The 18,776-nt window shown below is 47.3% G+C and carries 12 protein-coding genes and 5 tRNA genes; 12 read left to right on the top strand and 5 right to left on the bottom strand.

The features are described 5' to 3' along the window. The first annotated feature begins 2 nt into the window (after positions 1-2). The 5 genes from QNM19_RS13225 (at position 3) to QNM19_RS13205 (ending at position 701) form a co-directional block, all read left to right on the top strand. Positions 3-77 (top strand) — tRNA-Gln (locus QNM19_RS13225). Between the two features lie 4 nt (positions 78-81). Then, a tRNA-Leu gene (locus QNM19_RS13220) sits at positions 82-166 on the top strand. A 118-nt stretch (positions 167-284) separates the two neighbouring features. Next, positions 285-359, top strand: a tRNA-Gln gene (locus QNM19_RS13215). A gap of 37 nt (positions 360-396) precedes the next feature. Then, positions 397-481 (top strand) — tRNA-Leu (locus tag QNM19_RS13210). Between the two features lie 135 nt (positions 482-616). Next, positions 617-701, top strand: a tRNA-Leu gene (locus QNM19_RS13205). Between the two features lie 134 nt (positions 702-835). Here QNM19_RS13205 and QNM19_RS13200 read toward each other — a convergent pair. After that, the gene (locus QNM19_RS13200; protein WP_049864748.1) at positions 836-1,999 is read right to left on the bottom strand and encodes an FAD-dependent oxidoreductase; all 1,164 of its coding nucleotides are present in this window, start codon (positions 1,997-1,999) and stop codon (positions 836-838) included. A 326-nt stretch (positions 2,000-2,325) separates the two neighbouring features. Between QNM19_RS13200 and miaB the strand changes: the two genes are divergently transcribed. Genes miaB through lnt form a run of 5 tightly spaced genes read left to right on the top strand, consistent with a single transcriptional unit; the run spans position 2,326 to position 7,812 of the window. Further along, positions 2,326-3,759, top strand: coding sequence for a tRNA (N6-isopentenyl adenosine(37)-C2)-methylthiotransferase MiaB (gene miaB, locus QNM19_RS13195; protein WP_010386551.1), 1,434 nt, complete (start codon positions 2,326-2,328; stop codon positions 3,757-3,759). Positions 3,760-3,812: 53 nt separating this feature from the next. Further along, positions 3,813-4,895, top strand: coding sequence for a PhoH family protein (locus QNM19_RS13190; RefSeq protein WP_049864747.1), 1,083 nt, complete (start codon positions 3,813-3,815; stop codon positions 4,893-4,895). Then, positions 4,895-5,353 carry an rRNA maturation RNase YbeY gene (gene ybeY / locus QNM19_RS13185; protein ID WP_049864746.1) on the top strand — a complete coding sequence of 153 codons (459 nt, stop codon included), beginning with the start codon at positions 4,895-4,897 and terminating at the stop codon, positions 5,351-5,353. The genes QNM19_RS13190 and ybeY overlap by 1 nt, the downstream gene beginning before the upstream one ends. A 22-nt stretch (positions 5,354-5,375) precedes the next feature. After that, positions 5,376-6,254, top strand: a complete 879-nt coding sequence (gene corC, locus QNM19_RS13180; protein ID WP_058797374.1) for a CNNM family magnesium/cobalt transport protein CorC — start codon at positions 5,376-5,378, stop codon at positions 6,252-6,254. Then, entirely contained in the window at positions 6,232-7,812 is a 1,581-nt protein-coding gene (gene lnt / locus QNM19_RS13175) for an apolipoprotein N-acyltransferase (RefSeq protein WP_284026784.1), read from the top strand. Before corC ends, lnt begins: the two co-directional genes overlap by 23 nt. A gap of 31 nt (positions 7,813-7,843) precedes the next feature. Here lnt and QNM19_RS13170 read toward each other — a convergent pair whose 3' ends face one another. After that, positions 7,844-8,188, bottom strand: a complete 345-nt coding sequence (locus tag QNM19_RS13170) for a lysozyme inhibitor LprI family protein (RefSeq protein WP_049864745.1) — start codon at positions 8,186-8,188, stop codon at positions 7,844-7,846. A gap of 525 nt (positions 8,189-8,713) precedes the next feature. Here QNM19_RS13170 and QNM19_RS13165 point away from each other — a divergent pair. Beyond that, positions 8,714-8,980 (top strand): helix-turn-helix domain-containing protein, encoded by a 267-nt coding sequence (locus tag QNM19_RS13165; RefSeq protein WP_049864744.1) that lies wholly within the window; start codon positions 8,714-8,716, stop codon positions 8,978-8,980. Next, on the top strand, positions 8,964-9,482 hold the full coding sequence (locus QNM19_RS13160; RefSeq protein ID WP_049864743.1) for a GNAT family N-acetyltransferase: 519 nt from the start codon (positions 8,964-8,966) through the stop codon (positions 9,480-9,482). The genes QNM19_RS13165 and QNM19_RS13160 overlap by 17 nt, the downstream gene beginning before the upstream one ends. Positions 9,483-9,653: 171 nt before the next feature. Here the strand turns inward: QNM19_RS13160 and QNM19_RS13155 are convergent, their stop codons facing one another. From QNM19_RS13155 to QNM19_RS13145, 3 genes are all read right to left on the bottom strand, one after another. After that, positions 9,654-10,223: a hypothetical protein gene (locus QNM19_RS13155; protein ID WP_049864742.1), complete on the bottom strand. Its 570-nt coding sequence runs from the start codon at positions 10,221-10,223 to the stop codon at positions 9,654-9,656. Further along, positions 10,214-17,647: an FG-GAP-like repeat-containing protein gene (locus tag QNM19_RS13150; protein ID WP_284026783.1), complete on the bottom strand. Its 7,434-nt coding sequence runs from the start codon at positions 17,645-17,647 to the stop codon at positions 10,214-10,216. The genes QNM19_RS13155 and QNM19_RS13150 overlap by 10 nt, the downstream gene beginning before the upstream one ends. 317 nt (positions 17,648-17,964) lie before the next feature. Then, on the bottom strand, positions 17,965-18,711 hold the full coding sequence (locus QNM19_RS13145; protein WP_049865538.1) for an SDR family oxidoreductase: 747 nt from the start codon (positions 18,709-18,711) through the stop codon (positions 17,965-17,967). Positions 18,712-18,776: the final 65 nt, after the last annotated feature.

The following is an 18,776-nucleotide window of genomic DNA, read 5'->3' as shown; positions in this document are numbered from 1 at the left end:
GTTGGAGTATCGCCAAGCGGTAAGGCAGCGGGTTTTGATCCCGCCATTCCCAGGTTCAAATCCTGGTACTCCAGCCAACATGCGGAAGTGGCGGAATTGGTAGACGCGCTGGATTTAGGTTCCAGTATCTTCGGATGTGAGAGTTCAAGTCTCTCCTTCCGCACCATGTTCTTCAAGTTAGAACTAAAACACTTGATTACGCTTTTTATTTCTGTAGTATCAAGCGTTAAGAAGAAGGATATTATCGATTTAGATTTATCTGGATTCAAGATTTGAATTATTGCTGGAGTATCGCCAAGCGGTAAGGCAGCGGGTTTTGATCCCGCCATTCCCAGGTTCAAATCCTGGTACTCCAGCCATCTCTTCATGAGATGAAAATTCAGTTAAATATACGATGCGGAAGTGGCGGAATTGGTAGACGCGCAGGATTCAGGTTTCTGTAACTTCGGTTGTGAGAGTTCAAGTCTCTCTTTCCGCACCATTTAACTCTCTTTTCTTGATATCTCCCTTCTTTCTTAAATCTAATATAATCAATGCAAAATTTCGAAATTCTCAGAATTGTTTGTTGTCGAATGAGATTCAGGTTTCTTTTTCATTGATGAACTAAATATACGATGCGGAAGTGGCGGAATTGGTAGACGCGCAGGATTCAGGTTTCTGTAACTTCGGTTGTGAGAGTTCAAGTCTCTCCTTCCGCACCATTTAGTTCTAATACACCCAAAATTCCATTTTTATTCCTCCGAAACATCCTAATTATTTTTCCATTTTCACTATAACTTCCATTTAGATTTAGTTTTATTGCTTTGTTATCGGTTGTTCCTATTATGAATGACGTCTAAACGACGCCACCCATTGCATGTTTCAATACTTCACGTTTAATTGGACCGGCATGATTAGCCACTTTTAACACCAGGTTGCGTAAATGCTTTAATGGTGCAATTTCGTTAGAGAAGCCAAAGTAACACGCATCCATCATGCTCATCATCATCAGATTATCGTTACGACGGCTCTGCTCATAGCGGCGCAGCAAGGCGGCGTTACCAATGTCGTCAGCGCCTTCCAGTACGCTTGCCAGCGCAGCCACATCTTTGAATCCTAAATTCACCCCCTGCCCAGCCAGTGGATTGATGGTATGTGCTGAGTCGCCAATCAAGACAACGCGCCCCTGATGGTATTGATTAGCATGTTGTCTGGCTAACGGAAATACCGCACTTTGCAACACCTCAAACTCACCGGGTAAATCGAAAAAGTGATTTTGTATTTCCTGCTTTAACTGTGCATTCGATAACGTCTTTATCTGCGCCAGCTCATTGCCATGGTGATACCAGATCAGATTGGCATACGGGTATTGCATAGGCAAAAAGGCAATTGGTCCGGACGGCTTAAACTGCTGCCAGGTTTTTACCTGCTGCGGCGCATCCAGTTTGATCAGCACACCCATACAATGCTGCTGATATTGCCAACCGGTCACCCCAATGCCAGCCAGTTTGCGTACCACAGAGCGTCCTCCGTCAGCTGCTAAGAGTAAATCGGCCTGATAACTTTGCTCCGGGTAAATCAACTCAACCGAATCAGTATCTTGCTTGATTGCCTGCGGCGTACCTGACACCTGCTCGACCTGAACGCCAAGGCGTTCGAATTGTGCCCATAAACTGGCCTGGATAAGACGATTTTCGACAATGTGGCCTAAATGCGTTGCAGCCAGCTCCTCGCAATCAAATAACAGGCTGTTATTTTCCTGCTCATACGCTTCGAGTTGTTGATACGGTGCCAGCCTGGCATTGCGAAGCAACGGCATTGCCTGTAGCTCATCCAGCAAGGCTTCTGAAAAGCGATTAATGGCAGAGACTCGAATATCAATGGTGTCGTCTGTCAGCACCTGCATGGCATCCAATGGGTGCGTTTCGAGTACTGTGACTGCCAGACCTTGCTGTGCGAGCTTCACAGCAGCTGCTGCGCCAACCATGCCACCACCGACTATCAGCACTTTGTTTTTCATACCCTTTTTCCTTAGTTCAGCTTGCTAAGTTATATCCCGCTATTGTAACCCAATTCGTTCTGAAAGGTTTATTGCCCTGCATATTGTAGCTGAGCAAATACAAGATGCCTTGATCTTGGTTTTTAAAGTTAAAAACTATACTTGGCTAGTGTCATTAGGTCATATAAAATACGCGTCCTTTAAACTAATTTCACGCAAGATCCTGGCAAGGATACAGACTATGCTCTGTATTGATTCAGGAGATGAGCGGGTCGGCTTAGTGACATTAGTTGTTTTAGCGTCGCACATCGTGCTATTCACCGAGTTGAAAACGAGGCATTATTTCAATGAGTAAAAAGTTGCATATCAAAACCTGGGGCTGTCAGATGAACGAGTATGACTCCCAGAAAATGGCGGATCTGCTTGACTCCACCAATGGCTATCAGCTAACAGAAGAAGCTGAACAAGCGGATGTGATCCTACTCAATACCTGTTCAATTCGTGAAAAAGCACAGGAAAAAGTATTTCACCAACTGGGTCGCTGGAAGTTGCTAAAAGACGATAATCCAGATCTGGTCATTGGTGTCGGTGGCTGTGTGGCCTCTCAGGAAGGCGACACAATCCGCCAGCGTGCGCCATTTGTCGATATCGTTTTCGGCCCGCAAACTTTGCACCGCCTGCCTGAAATGATTAAACAGGTCCAAAGCAAGCAAGGCTCTGTGGTTGATATTTCATTCCCGGAAATCGAAAAGTTCGATCGCCTGCCAGAACCAAAAGCAGAAGGCCCGAGTGCGTTTGTATCCATTATGGAAGGCTGCTCTAAATACTGTACTTTCTGCGTTGTACCTTACACGCGTGGTGAAGAAGTGAGCCGTCCTCTTGATGATGTTTTACTTGAAGTTGCGCAACTGGCAGAGCAAGGTGTGCGTGAAGTGAACCTGCTGGGTCAAAACGTAAACGCCTATCGCGGTGAAATGCATGATGGCGAAATTTGCTATTTCTCTGATCTGCTGCGCTTTGTCGCGGCCATCGACGGCATCGACCGCATTCGTTACACCACCTCACACCCGGTTGAGTTTACACCTGACATCATCGATGCATACGCAGACGTACCAGAACTGGTCGATCACCTGCACTTACCGGTTCAAAGTGGCTCAGATCGCATTCTGAACCTGATGAAGCGTGGCCATACGGCGCTGGAGTACAAGTCTACGATCCGTAAACTGCGTAAGATCCGCCCGAACCTGAGCATGAGCTCAGACTTCATCATTGGCTTCCCGGGAGAAAGCAAAGCGGATTTCGAAGCGACCATGAACCTAATCAACGACATTGGCTTTGATATGAGCTTCAGCTTTATCTATTCAGCTCGTCCAGGTACGCCGGCATCCGACCTACCTGATGACGTAACCGAGCAAGAAAAGAAAGAGCGTTTGTACTTGCTGCAAAACCGCATTAATCAGATGGCACAGGACATCAGCCGTAAAATGCATGATACTGAGCAACGCATCCTGGTTGAAGGTCCTTCGAAAAAGAACCCAATGGAATTACGTGGCCGCACCGAGAATAACCGAGTTGTGAATTTTGAAGGTCCACACTCAGTGATCGGTCAGTTCGTTGACGTACGTATCACTGAGGCGCTGCCCAATTCATTGCGTGGTGAACTGATCAGAACTGAAGCTGAGATGGACTTGCGCCGGGATGTTGCACCTTCGGATATCTTAAATCGTGCACCAGCAGAACCAGAAGCCAATGAACTGGGTGTTGCGACCTTTACACCTTAGTCTTGGAATTTCGACGCCAGCTGATGCTGGCGTCTTGTTATTAGGAAGTTGTTTTGAGTAACCAAGTCAAGAATATCGAATTTTATCTGGAACCCTCCGACAATCACCGCCTATCTTCTTTATGCGGGCCTTTTGATGACAACCTGAAGCAAATCGAACGTCGTCTGGGCATTGAAATTACCCACAGAGATAACTGGTTCAAAGTCACCGGACAACCGGTTGTGGCTAAGGCTGCGGTCGACATTTTGAAATCTCTGTATGTAGAAACTCAGCCCGTACGCGGCAAATTTGTCGATATTGAGCCGGATCAGGTTCATTTGGCTATCACAGAGGCCAACTGCCTGGAGCAAGAAGCCCCTGATGTGTGGGAAAAAGAAGTCTTTATCAAAACACGCCGTGGTGTGGTTAAGCCTCGTAACCCCAACCAGAGCCAGTATGTGGCCAATATTCTGACCCATGACATCTGTTTTGGTATCGGTCCGGCAGGGACAGGTAAAACCTACCTGGCAGTAGCGGCGGCGGTAGATGCCCTGGAACGTCAGGAAATTCGTCGTATTCTATTGACTCGTCCAGCTGTTGAAGCGGGTGAAAAGCTGGGTTTCTTACCTGGCGACCTGACACAAAAAATAGACCCTTACTTACGTCCGCTTTACGATGCTCTGTTTGAGATGTTGGGCTTTGAAAAGGTCGAGCGTCTGATCGAAAAGAACGTGATAGAAGTTGCACCATTGGCGTACATGCGTGGCCGAACACTAAACGATGCCTTTATTATTCTGGATGAAAGTCAGAATACCACCACAGAGCAGATGAAGATGTTCCTGACCCGGATTGGCTTTAACTCGAAAGCCGTGATCACCGGTGACATCACTCAGGTGGACTTACCACGCGGTGCGCGCTCTGGTCTGCGCCATGCCATTGACGTGTTGGGTGAGGTAGACGAGATTTCGTTTAACTTCTTTAAATCTCACGATGTTGTACGTCACCCCGTTGTGGCACGCATTGTTGAAGCCTACGAGAAAAAAGAAGAAGCCGAGCGAAAGGAAAAGTTTAATAAACAACAGGCAAGATCACAGGCACAAGCCAATTCAGCGCCTGCCAATACGCGATCAGACGCCAACAATGAGGAGCGCTCCTAATGTCGCTTGAGGTAGATCTACAAGTCGCCTGTGAATTCACCAACTTACCCTCTGCTGAGCAATTTCAGCTGTGGGCTGAAAAAGCATTGCTTGCGTATAAGGAAGAGGCCGAAGTCACTATTCGTATTGCAGATGAAGCGGAAAGCCAGGAGCTGAATAGCCAATACCGTGGCAAAGACAAGCCCACTAATGTGCTGTCATTCCCTTTCGAAGCACCGCCTGGGATTGAGTTGCCACTGGTTGGCGACCTAATTATTTGTCCTCAGGTTGTTTTTCGAGAGGCCGAAGAACAGGAAAAAACTTTCCACGATCATTTTGCCCATATGGTGGTACACGGGTGCTTGCATTTGTTGGGCTTTGACCATATAAATGAACAGGACGCCGATGAAATGGAAAGTCTTGAAAAAGAATTCTTAGCCGATCTGGGCATTGCTGACCCATATCGAGATGACGTTTAACCGACTGGAGTAACACACCGCAATGAGCGACGAAAACTCGCAAAGTAGTCAGGGTTCTTCTAGCAAGACCTGGCTGGGACGCATCACACAGATGCTGCAAGGGGAACCCCAAAACAAAGAAGAGTTGGTAGAGGTAATTGCCGACGCACAGGAAAGAGCCCTGATCGATCCTGAAACCAAAGACATGATGGAAGGCGTACTCAGTGTTTCTGAATTAAAAGTCCGAGACATCATGATCCCACGTTCACAAATGGTGACGCTGGATATTGATCAGGACCTGGAGTCGCAGTTACCCGCAATGGTTGAATCCAGCCATTCGCGTTTCCCGGTCATTTGCGAAGACAAAGATCATGTCGAAGGCATTTTGCTGGCCAAAGATCTGTTACCCCTGATTGTTCAGCGTGACAGTGAATTACCAACTATCCGCGAGTACCTGCGTCCGGCGGTTGTGGTTCCCGAAAGTAAACGTGTTGATGCACTGCTCAATGAGTTCCGGCAAAAGCGCTACCACATGGCCATAGTCATTGATGAGTACGGAGGCGTTTCAGGCCTGGTGACCATTGAAGACATTCTTGAGACCATTGTCGGTGAAATCGAAGATGAACACGATAATGAAGACGAGCAACAAGCTATTCGTCAATTATCTAAGCACGTGTTTAACGTTCAGGCTCTGACGCCTTTAGATGAGTTTAACGAGTACTTCAAAACAGAATATGACACGCAGGAAGCAGACACCATAGGCGGGATCATCTTGCATGCATTTGGCCATATGCCAAGCCGGGGCGAAACCATTGACATTGCGCCATTGCAGTTCAAAGTCACCAATTCGGACAATCGCCGCATTTTGCAGTTACAGGTGACGATGCCAAAAACCGAACATGTTGAAGACGTTCTCGAATAAACTCATCACCCTATTTACTGACAAGTTTGCGTGGCTGGCACTGCTTAGCGGTGCCGCACTGACTTTCAGTTATGCCCCGTTTGGGCTCTGGCCCATCACCTTTGCTGCGCTTGCAGTTGCGTGTTTTGTCACGGATCAACCATCTACTCAACAATCCGCTAAATATGGTTTTTTATTTGGCTTTGGCTGGTTTGCGGCCGGGATAAGCTGGGTGCATGTGTCCATTGCGCAGTTCGGTGGGTTGCCCTTACTTGCTTCGCTGTTATTAATGGGCCTGCTCTGTGCCTATCTGGCTATTTATCCTGCGCTGGCTTTTGCGCTGGCGACACGCTTCTCAGATAAATCCTGGCAACGTGTCGCATTGCTGCTCAGCGGGTTTGCGATATTTGAATATCTACGTGGCACTTTACTGACCGGGTTTCCCTGGCTCAGTTTTGGCTATAGTCAGACCGATTCACCACTGAACATGCTTGCCCCCTGGATTGGTGAGTTTGGCCTGACTCTGGTGTGTGTGTTGTTTGGTGCGCTGCTATATTATCTGCTCCGGCATAAGTGCTATCAATTAACTGTGTTCGCCCTGCTGCCTCTGTTAGTACTCTCTGTTGTGACTCGCACGACAAACAACCCGGTTGAATATACGGGCGAGCAAACCCGCATCTTATTGGTTCAGGGCAATATTCAACAAAGTCTGCGCTGGGAGCCAGAGCAATTCTGGCCGACCATGTCAAAATACCAGGATATGACCCGGCCACTGTGGCAACAAGCCGATCTGGTTGTCTGGCCCGAAGCGGCTATTCCGGAGCTTGAAGACTTAGCCTTCGACTTTTTACACAACCTGGATAAAGCGGCTGCTTTCAATCAGAGCGCGTTAATCACGGGCATTCCTGATTATCAGTTCGACACTCGCAATGTTTACAACACCCTGATTGTCGTGGGTAAGCAACAAGCAGACGACGAGCAGGGTCATTATCAGTACCTGCACACAAACCGCTATCAAAAACATCAACTGCTCCCCATCGGAGAGTTTGTTCCTTTTGAAAAGTGGTTGCGGCCGATTGCCCCCCTATTCAATCTCGCCATGTCTTCCTTCTCCCGGGGTGACGCACAGCAAGCGAACCTGATAGCCAATGGGTTACATGTTCTGCCTGCTATCTGCTACGAAATTGCCTTCAGTGAACTGGTCAGAAACAACTACACCAGTCAGTCTGACATTCTCTTTACCGTCAGCAATGACGCCTGGTTTGGGGATTCGCACGGACCGCATCAGCATATGCAAATAGCCCGCATGCGCGCGCTGGAACTACAACGCCCTCTGGTTCGGGTAACCAATAATGGGATCAGTGGGATTTATGATCCACTCAGTCAGACACAGCACACCTTGCCTCAGTTTGTTGAGGAGACAATGTTACTAGACGTGAAACTGATGCGTGGGGACAGCTTTTATAGTCAACATGGGAATAAGTGGGCTTGGCTCTTGGTAGCCACTTTGGTGGGGCTGGTGTTGCTTAAAAATAGTACCATCTGGCTAAAATTAAGAATGGAGCGTAATTACTTGTAGTTAGCGCACGCTCCGGGCAACGACCAGGGGATTACTGATTTACACGTAAATGATAAAGACCATGTCTGTGAAAGCTACTCCAGTTTGTGGCAGTACAACTATTAAACTCACCATCCTTAAACCACAGAGTGACTGTTTTATCGGCCATGCTTGCCGCCAACATTTGACTAAAAATGACACGACATGCTTCAGGTGTAAATGAGCCCGATTTTTGTGTCACGTTACATACATAGTTCGCTTCACCTAAGCCTGTCACACTCAGATAAACCGATCCGCCAGGCGTAATATCGACCGCTTTAACTTTTCCCCAACAGTCGTATGCCTGAGCAGATAAGCTTGCAACGGATAACGCTAGCGTTGTTATTATTTTTTTCATCTATGAACTCCTTGTTCTGATTTTTAGGGTTGCTGTAATAGCGAGCACATATTACCACACCTATCATGGAAACAAGCACACTCTGTTTGCTGACAAACCGACCGAAGATGACACCACACAAACTCAGCTCAGAAAACGCATCGAGAGACCAAAAGGTAAAGCAAGTCCGTCAGCTCCATGTGATTTGAATATCAGAATCAAACGCCACTATCACTCAGTACGATAAGGGCCTGCACCTTAACAAGAACCGATTGAGGCGTTTTCAATAAATCTGCGCCAGATAGGAAAGCGTGTGCATCTTTTCGGTGCAACCCAGCAATTTTTCATCCTAATAAAAAACCCAACCCTCTAATTTATAAGGAATTTAATTCTTGGCATGTAACTTTCTTACCCCTGTGCAAACAAGCGTAATAGGAGCATATGAAATGAAGTCCTGGTTAGACACACTCACCCTTATCTGGCGGATAGACTACAGCGTATGGCCACCCAGTGACTCTGTGTTCAATCACCGTTCGGAGCGTTAACATGGCAACTAAACTTTCCCCCACTCACCCCAGTGTCCAACGGGCTGTTCATATGGTGCAGAGTCAGCAGCTAACCATTCACGAAGCAGCTAGCCAGTTTGCCTTGTCGCAGCGAACACTCTATGCTGCACTGCGAAGCAAACAGCCCCAAAATCAGTCGCACTATGCGCTGCTTTTAGAACAAAAACAACGTCTGGAATCTCAGCTAAGCCAGATATGTGATGAGCTAGCAAGCATGAAGGAGTGTGACTATGCCACTCATAATTGAACCCCTTGCCGAGCTCACCCCCAAGCTGCAACAAGCACTTGCATGTCAGCTACAGGCCTGTGTTGCCGAGGGCGCATCGCTTGGGTTCTATCACCCAATCTCAGAACCGCAAATGGCCAACTACTGGTCCCAGGTGAACACTGAGCTGTCCGCCCACACACGCGTCTTACTGGGCGCTTATATAGATCAACAGCTGGTTGCTTCTGTACAACTGGTGCCTTGTCAGAAACAAAATGGCCGACACCGGGGCGAAGTTGAAAAGCTGCTGGTACACCCTGACTATCAACGCCAGGGGATTGCCCGTCAACTCATGCAATATCTTGAGGCATACGCAAGCCAGGCCGGCATTTCATTGTTAGTGCTGGATACGCAAAGTGGCGATAAGTCGGAGCAGTTTTATCAGGCCACTGGATTCAACAAAACCGGGGAAATTCCGTTTTACGTCAGCAACCAGCGGGGTGAAAAATTCGCTACAAGTTACTATTACAAGCAACTGTGTTAATGCGATAGAGTTTTGACATTTAGGTGTTTTGCCTAACCAGGTAACGGTTATCAGTCGCTCAGGCAAAGCCGGTGTCTTTCGAGGTTCCCATAAAAAATGCCCCTGTTAACAGAGGCATTTTTAGTTTCGCTAAGTGTACTCAATCAGCGGTAAGTATGTGTACTTGCGTACCTAGTGCTCAAGCGGAATGCCCATGCCAATGATCAGTCGCTCTTGATCAACAGATGGATAGATACTCCGCCATGACTGTTTATTCACCGCCAGAATATGCTTGTTATGCTTATCTATATACACATTCAGTATGTTCGGCGGCTCAGGTGAGTCAACTAAGGCAACAATCTCCATTAACTTATCGCTAAATTCGTCACCGCACAAAGGCTGCTTGTAAATTTCCGATATGCTTGTAAGCAAAACATTGAAGCTCCCCTTCCCCTTGCTGGAAAAAGGGGCCGGACTCACTGAATAGCTCAGCTCATATTTCGGGTGTGCATAGATACTGGATTTATAGACTTCCTCAGCAACCGAGATCTCTTCTGATTCCTGTAAGTCTGCCTTCGCCATTAAGACTTCTTTTCCAAACAGTCTGGCTCTGACAGTCTCAACCCCAAGTTGCTGATAGGGAAATGCCTGCTCGCTCACATAATGAAAGCGAATATATTCCAGTTGATTTAGTTTTTCCTGGCAGGCTACGCTTTGGAACGCAGCCATGCCAATCAGAAAAGTAATGCTTCTTACCAGCATCGCATGGTTTCCCCACATTTCGGTGCGACTTCATTGATATAAGACGTTTCGATATCGTGAATCACCTGCATGAAACCATTCGACTTATTGTAGTATTGATCAGCAGTCAACGTTGCATCCCAGACACCCAGTATACCTCTTGCTTGTCCAAAGAAACCCGCTTGTGGGGCAACCGGACCAACAGCCGTTGCAAGGGTACCCAATGGGTCTCCTGTCATAGTCGTTCCTCCACTGATGATTTTCGTAGCGTACGGCATCATTTCCTTTATCAATCCAGGTTCAAGCGCTTTCATCATAGCCAGTTTGTGAATGTTTGCAGTACTTGCACTACGAATAGTTTGTGCACCATCGCCTTTGATGTAGCCAAACTCTTTTGCAAGTGCCGCAATGCGCGCTCTATCAACTCGATCCTTAGTATTAAGGTTGCCTATATGCTCCCTGAGGGCCCGAGCATTCTTTTTGGCCTCTTCAATTAAGCCACCTTTCTCAGCATTGTACCACCACTGCATAGCTGAAGTGACCGCACCGTTAGCAAACTTACCACCGGTTAGTTCAGACACTGTGCCCCCTACCAAGCCTGCGATGATGGTACGGGTATAAGCATTACCAAAATTCGAGGTCTTAGGGTTCATAAAGCCTTTCATACTCGCCGTGACCATTGAGCTGACAAAACCATGACCAAATTTCCCACCTTGCAGAACAGAGGTGATACCACCAACCATGGCATGGGAAGCCACATTGGCCAATGAGGTTAGCCCTCCCGTCTCAAATGGCAGGGCAGTACCTATGGCCTCAGAAATCCCAATCGTAACACTAGAGATAACATAGGCCTTGAGTGCCGCACCAAAACTCCCCGTTACTGCATAGGTTTTCAGTCCCTGATATAACGGCAATGCCCAGGGCGCATATATCCCCAACGCAATACTGACTGCCGCATCCAGAATTGGGATCTTCGCGATGGCCTTGAGCAGAGAGCTCAGCCCCGTGATCTTCATTAACTTCTTCAGGAAGTAACCGCTTGGGTCGTTGTAAGTCAATGGGTTATTCAACACATAGCTGTAACGGTTATGGCTTTGCGTTACGCCCGGAAACTGAATAAACGGATCGGCCTGCAGGAATCGACCCAGATTGGCATCATAGATACGTCCGTTCATATGTATGATATCGAGCTGATCTACCTGCTCGTGCCCGGTAAAGGCGCGCATCTGTGTCAGTGGTAGCAGGCTGCTGCCCATTTCAGAGGCCGCATACACCCGCTGCTGTTTACCCCAGGGGTCATAAATATACTGCGCAATTGCACTGCCGCTGTCATTGGTCACCAGCACGGTTGAGCCCAGCATATCGCTGTGTGCAACCTGGGTTTTTTGTGCCTGACCCTCAACCTGACTGATCACCACACCACCAGCATACCAACGATGCTCAATTTGTGATGGCAAAGCACTACCACTGCTGTTTTTACCGCCTGACTGTTTGATCAGCTCATAGACCTTACCAACATAGTACACCTGTTTCGTTTGTGAACTGCCATTCACCAGTTGTACGTCTTTACGGTAATAGCGATGACCCGCTTCGTCATACCGGAATTCAGTAAAGGTATTATTGTCCTTTGTGATCTTATAAGGCTTATCAAACTGGGTGTAGTAAAAACGACGCTGACCATCATTAACAATGTTGCCATGGCTATCATAAGACATACTGTAGCTGCGCTTACCACTTGCCCCGGAAACAGACGTCAGCTGATACGGATTATTGGTATTCGTATAGTTGTAAGTGCCTACATTGGTGTTGGTTTTGATATTGCCATAGGCATCATAGCTGTAGGTTTGATTGGCCAGGCGCAATGAAACACCATAACGGGTGCTGGCATGGCTTACCGTACGGGTTTCGAGACGCTGCAGACCGTTATTTTCATAACCAAAAGACTCGGTAAATTTGAACGAATCATTGCCGACGCCCGGCTCATAATACTGACTGATACGATGGCGTGTGGTGCCACGGATATCATGCTTATAATTCACCGTATACAGCGTCTGAGTCGTATTTGAAATAGAAATTGAGTCAATAAAGGCACTGTCGTTTTCAAACGACTGAGTCCGGGATACCCCACCTGCAAACGTCTGCTGTGTCACCCGACCTTGTGCATCAACGCGCTCAATTTTACTCAACAACTTATTAGTGGCGGCATCATAGTTACTGCGCAACTGACCATTTGTGTAATACGATTTCACAAACATGCCGTTTGGCAATGCCATCTGACTAACCTGACCCAGGCTGTTATAGCTGGAAACAGTCTTAAACTCACCACCGGCATTTTTAGTTACACTGCTTTCAGGGCGACCTAAGTCATCAAAGGTATAGTGCTTACTGATACTCGCCGTGTTGTTGGCAATTAAGTTTTCGCAGCTTGCCGCTGAGCCTGTCATACGAAACTGATAAGCGTCGGTCAGTTTACCAATGTTATGCGCAGATTTGCTGTTGCCATACACATTACAGCTGACCAGTGAGCGGCCAGATACGGTTTTATCCAGCTGAACAGTGCGTGATACCTGGCCCAGCTTAGTATAGAAAGTCTCTTTTGTTTCAGAGCGACCATTGACCTCTTTAACCACTTCCCCAAAGCCGTTGTAATACAACTGCCAGGTCCCCCGGCTGGGATCTTCCACCTTGATTTTTCTACCATAACGGTCGTAGTGCGTTGTGGTTACGGTGTTTTTAAACTGCCGAGTGCTGCTATTGTAGACCGCATTCGTCGTGCTCACGATATCGCCAAACGCGTTATAGTCAAATTTGACACGATTTACGTTGTCAGAGCTGGAACCTGTATAAGGATCTGTATTATATAGCGTTCTGCCTAATACATCTTGTAACTCATCACGTTTATAGCTAACTGCGCTGTAGCCATCATTACTGCCGCCCACGTCCGTGGTACGAGTTAAATGACCCAGATATTCAACATTTGTTACTTTACCACTGGGCATAGTGGTTTTTTCTAACCGGTTGTAACCATCAAATGCGTATCTGATCGTGTACTTAGTCTCTCCCGATTTATATGGCAATGTCTTGGTTATCGGGTTGTTGTGCTTATCGTAGGTAATATCCTCGTACGCCACACTGCCATCGACCAGTGCTTTGGTATTACGTACATTGCGGCCATATCTATCAAACACCTGATACTGCGCAGCAATGCCAGACTGAGTTGATTTTGTATAGTAGTGTCCACTCACCGATGAGCACAGCGAGCTGCTGCCACAGGATAAGGTTTCACTCTTCTGATAAGTCCCGTTCGCAAAACGGGTCTCTGCCGCTTCTCCCCACTGGTTCAGAAGCTGTGTTTTAGATACACCGTTAGCGCTGGTTTCTGTGACAGACTCAATGCGCCCATCCGGATTACTGACACCGTTATACAGATACGTAACAGCCTGATTCAGCGCATTCGTCTTTCTGACTACCAGCTCGCCCGTGCTGTCATACTGGGTATAACTAGAGCGAGTCTCTGAGCCCACAGTGACATCAATTTGCTTCACATTACCAAACGCATCGTAGTGCTTTGTTTTGGTGTACTTATTACTGGCATCACAGTGGTTTACATTATTACGGCTAGTGGAGCTGCCAGAACAGTCAGGCGCAACGGTTTCGCTTTTCAGCATCAAGTTATCGTAGTAAGTAAACTCCGTTTTACGAGTCAAATTAGAATAAGACAGACCCTGCTTAGCATATTGCAACTGTCTCACCGAGCTCGACTTTAAGCGCCCATATCTCAGATAGTCCGCTCCTGTGTAATAGGCATTGGATGAACTGGTGATGTGCGCCACGGTCCAGCTATCCTGGCCACTTCCCGTTGGCATATAGGTCGCCGTAGTATTGCTCGTCAGGTTACCCCACTTGTCAGTCAGTCCTGAGTCATAACTGTTGGTTACCATAATACGCTTGATGGGACGGCGAGTACCGTCAGAGCCTACCTGCCAGCCCTTTTCATCACTGTGGCGAAGGTACACAAATAGTGACCCCAGCTTATCGGTATGCTGTCTCCAGGTCGAGGTTGCATGCGTGATCAGATTGTCGCCGGCATAAGATTTGGTGAACTGAGGTTTGCCCGTCAGTGGCCAGCTCTGATGATAGCGCGTCGTCGTTTTGATGTTCGTTTGTGGATCGGTGGTTTCTATTTCATAGAAGCCCTGAGGCCCGCGCCCCAGTTTATCAATCTTAAACCCTGAGTATTTATAGTTAACACCCACTTGCTGGGCCGATGAGCCACTGCCATTAGAATCTGAATAGACACTGCTAACCAGCCACATACCAAATTTTGGTGAGAAGAAGTTCGCATTCACCTTACCTAAGGTATTAAACGCCGGTAAATGGGTGTACACCGCGTCGTCTGATATTTTCTTATAGTTAATATCGGTTTCAACACCGAAACCTGTGGTGACTTTAGTCAACTTATGCGAGGCGACACTGGCGCTCAGCATTGTATTACGATAGTGCGCAAAGGTTGCATTGGACGTGGCAGCTGTACTACTGCGCAACACATCAACCAGACCATCACCATCTATGTCACCAATTTTAAGCGTATGGCCAGTGCCTTTTAATTCACCACCCAGTTTGATTGCAGTGTAGCCAATACTCGTGGCGCTGGTTGTTTTCCCTGTCCAGACGGTGGCCTGCACCCCATCGGTATAGGTTGTATCGACCCAGACATAGCCCGTACCACAATTTTGCCACGAAGAAGTTCCCACCTCCTCTGCCAATGCCGGTACTTCAGGTTCAATGCCATGGGGAAGACCATCCCCTACCCAGCGGCAATATCCTTCACGATCCACCACTTGAGCATGGTTAAGCGCGATGATATCAGCAATATTATCCTGGTTTACATCAGCAAAGTGGACATTCCCACGGTAACTCTCAGTGCCCATTTTTGCAGAGAGGATCGACAAGCTTTTTGCCGACTGTAGTGGTGCGGTCGCATTACCAGTACCCAGGCGATATTGCCAGCCACTGTTTTTAGCAAACACCAGATCAGACAGACCATCACCATTTAAGTCTGCAAACCGAATGTCTTCAACATCACTGAAGTCATAGTCGAACTTACTATATTCATCCGTGCCTTTACTCAGCAGCAGCTTATATTTATATGCCTCACGAGAACCCGGACACCCAGCCTGACTGTGCATAGGGTTATAACTGGTTTTCAGCCTGACAATAAAGTCTGACACACCATCTGCGTTAATATCCGCACTTTTGGTAAATTTACGCTCTATTGAATGAGATGAGTAGCACCCTTCGTTGTTCCGATCAGGAGAAAAGTCTGCGGTACTAAACTCATAGAAATAATCAAGTGCACCGTAATCCCGGCCCAGGGCGTTATTGGATTCTATGTTCTTGCGGTAAGCCAGCTTTCTACCGGAGCTAGATAGCCAGTCAGACAAGCCATCACCGTCAATATCAACAAACATCGTGGAGCTTGAATATCCCGGAGTCAGTGCTACAGCCGAGCTGAACGAAAGCCTTTCTACATACTCATGTGGATAACAAATGCCTCTGCCTTGCAATTGCGTAGGGCTCAGGCTGGCTGACTGGGAAAACGCTTCGCTACTTACGGTATCTGCCGACTGGACTTGCTCCAAATAATCGTCATGCATCAGATCTGCGCTGTAAGGCTGTACCCCATCATCACAGATCATATCCGACACCGTTTGCGTAGCAGGCTGATAGGCCTTTGCATACCACTTAGTTGTCGAGCCCGACGTTTGTGCGTAGATAATATCGGTATAACCATCCCCGTTCACATCCGTCAGTTTAAAATCATTAACCGACTTCAGGTTTGAGGTGATCACGTCTGTATCATGACCTGCGATCTTAACGCTCAGTACTTTCCCCGTACTGTTGGTATATAAGAAGTCTGAGCGACCATCGCCATTAAAGTCGGTCAGTAAGGTCGTTGTTCTTATTCCTGAAGTTTGATTTGCTGCCACAGCAAACCCAACATCGCTGGTGTCTTTTTTATAGTCGAAGGTAAGTGCATACTTACATGATTTATCTGAACTGCTTGAGGTACATTCCTGAATGTTGTCAATATAATCATGCTTACTGCCATCACCGTTGATATTGTAGTAACGATATGCCTCACCGCCGCGTGTGACCTCAATCCCAGAGATACGTTTTACATTCGCCACCTTACCCCCATGGGCGTAACCATACTGGCGGGTATTACGGTCGGTGTAATCAAAGTCAACTTTGACCTTTCCGTAAGAAATGTAGTTCAGCAGGTGATAGCCAAGGCTGGTATTAGTGGTGTAGTGATAAGTAATTTTATTGCCGAAAATATCACTGACCTGCTTCAGTGCCCAGGTGTGTGCACCTTTCGCTGAGCTGCCAGCCGGTTTAACAAACGCATCACTGTCATTGCTTAACGACGTGTCGCCGTAATATTTTGTATCACCATCTTTGGATTCAACAACAAAACCTTTAGGTCCGGTGTTACTGCTATCTGCACCGATTGCTTTAATCGTCATAAAATTAGACAACTCGGTGCGATAGGTACTGTTTGCCGCACCATAACTGCCACTGACCAGGATCAGGCGATTACCATCTAAACAATAACCGTCGCTCTTTTGCATTCTGACTGCTTGCTGTTTACCGTCTGTTGCAATGTTTTTTGTACATCGAGTGATGGCTGAAGCGGCTGCGACATTCCATCCATACCCGGCGTTGCCGACGCCTGCAGCTGAGCTATAAGAGATAGAAACCGACGGTTTAATGCCACCAGGTCCCTTAGGTAAAGTCACGGGTACTGTGTAGGTTGCCTGGCCCGTCTCATCAACTCTAAAGCTGCCTGCAGTTGTATCTATTTTGCTGGCCGGCTCTACAACACCTTGCCCGGTATATAAGAAAGTACCATTTGCCGATGCCAGGAAGACCTCAGAGCCCGACTTTACATCTAGTCGGCCGTCACCGTTAACATCTGTAAGTTGATAGTTGTTAGCCAGATTAGTACCCGACGGCAACTTAAGTGCACGGATCGCGCCCGACTTAGTGCCAATCGAAATGAGGCTCGCATCATGATAAGAGGATGCATCAGTGAAGAGGACATAATCTCTGATCCCATCACCATCTATGTCTTGCCAGCGCAGACGCTCTGTTAGCGAGGCACTCAGCTGCAGCTGAGATTCTATGGCTCTAAACTGTGATTCAGAGAGAACTTCACGGGTCCACTGACCGTTACTGTATCTCAGTTTGAGTAGCCCCAATGTGGGGTAGACATGCAAAGGCACATTTATCTCACCGGCAATTAAAACAAACTGCTTAGGTGATTCTATATAGATATTTCCCGAGTTATCCTCATAGACACTGGGCGACTGTGCAACATTCGCCTGTGCCAGTGAGGAAAACAGAAATAATAAACTTATTATTTGTATTATCGTTTTCATGTTTTCAAAATCCCTGACTGATTTTATTTGCCTTAGCGCAACAAAAGACAATCTCTCTGAACAAAATTCAGGCTGAGATTATACCTAAACCGGGAAAATGAACAAATGATTAATAACAGATTAAACTTCACCTATAGAAGTACACGAGAACTAAACCTAACAGACACAAAGCGGTAATGTGTTTGTCATGAAGCGCTTCCGGCTTCCAAAAGCTGAGAAACAGAACCCACAAAACCAGCAGAACAATGTACACACTCGTTTTATCCCTTTGTTATCCGGGCTTTTAAGTTACTCACTGCCCCGGCTGTCGCTTTACGCTACTTCCCACCGGCTAAATCAATAAAGGTGCCTGTCGCATAGCTTGCCTGTTCACTCAGCAACCAGGTAATCGCATTCGCAACTTCTTCAGGTTTACCCCCTCGTTGCAGTGGCAAGTAAGAAGCCAGCCTGTCGACTCTGTCAGGTTCACCGCCATCAGCATGAATGTCGGTGTAAATACACCCCGGACGAACACAATTCACACGGATCCCATCTGACGCGAGCTCCAAAGACAGGCCACGCGTGAAGCTGTCAATGGCGCCTTTTGCTGCCGCATAGTCAACATACTCATTTGCGCTCCCAAGATACGAAGCCGCCGATGACACATTCACAATGGCACACTTGTCTACCTGATGATATGCACGGATCTGTTTAAGCACCTCTCTGGCGCAGATAAAATAAGGCGTTACATTGGCGCACAACATCTGGTTAATACGTTCAGCGGTCATGTCTTCCACGCGCATTTGGGTAGCCAGCACCCCGGCATTGTTGACCAGGTGTGAGATAGGCCCCAATTGCGATTTGATGTCTTCGCACAGCTGAATCACCTGTGCCTCGTCGCAAATATCAGCGGCAAAGCTATCTGCAATCCCCCCTTGTGCGCGGATCTGCGCAACCACTTGTGCAGCGGCAGCATGGTTAGATTTATAATTAACGGCTACCTGATAGCCCTGCCTGGCAAGCTGAATAGCGCTTGCGGCGCCAATTCCCCGGCTGCCTCCCGTGATTAAAACGACTTTTTTCATTGTTATTATTTCCCATATAAAAAGGGGCGCTTTGCACCCCTTTAAATTCATTTTTAACGGCCTGG

Origin of the sequence: Pseudoalteromonas ardens, from assembly GCF_030125445.1 — a bacterium.
GTDB lineage: Bacteria > Pseudomonadota > Gammaproteobacteria > Enterobacterales > Alteromonadaceae > Pseudoalteromonas > Pseudoalteromonas ardens.
This window is presented reverse-complemented; position numbering and strand designations above follow the sequence as displayed.

Bases quoted from the DNA above. Each gene is read 5' to 3' on its own strand.
- QNM19_RS13200 (WP_049864748.1), bottom strand. From the start codon at position 1,999: ATGAAAAACAAAGTGCTGATAGTCGGTGGTGGCATGGTTGGCGCAGCA.
- miaB (WP_010386551.1), top strand. From the start codon at position 2,326: ATGAGTAAAAAGTTGCATATCAAAACCTGGGGCTGTCAGATGAACGAG.
- ybeY (WP_049864746.1), top strand. From the start codon at position 4,895: ATGTCGCTTGAGGTAGATCTACAAGTCGCCTGTGAATTCACCAACTTA.
- corC (WP_058797374.1), top strand. From the start codon at position 5,376: ATGAGCGACGAAAACTCGCAAAGTAGTCAGGGTTCTTCTAGCAAGACC.
- lnt (WP_284026784.1), top strand. From the start codon at position 6,232: ATGTTGAAGACGTTCTCGAATAAACTCATCACCCTATTTACTGACAAG.
- QNM19_RS13170 (WP_049864745.1), bottom strand. From the start codon at position 8,188: ATGAAAAAAATAATAACAACGCTAGCGTTATCCGTTGCAAGCTTATCT.
- QNM19_RS13165 (WP_049864744.1), top strand. From the start codon at position 8,714: ATGGCAACTAAACTTTCCCCCACTCACCCCAGTGTCCAACGGGCTGTT.
- QNM19_RS13160 (WP_049864743.1), top strand. From the start codon at position 8,964: ATGCCACTCATAATTGAACCCCTTGCCGAGCTCACCCCCAAGCTGCAA.
- QNM19_RS13155 (WP_049864742.1), bottom strand. From the start codon at position 10,223: ATGCTGGTAAGAAGCATTACTTTTCTGATTGGCATGGCTGCGTTCCAA.
- QNM19_RS13150 (WP_284026783.1), bottom strand. From the start codon at position 17,647: ATGAAAACGATAATACAAATAATAAGTTTATTATTTCTGTTTTCCTCA.
- QNM19_RS13145 (WP_049865538.1), bottom strand. From the start codon at position 18,711: ATGAAAAAAGTCGTTTTAATCACGGGAGGCAGCCGGGGAATTGGCGCC.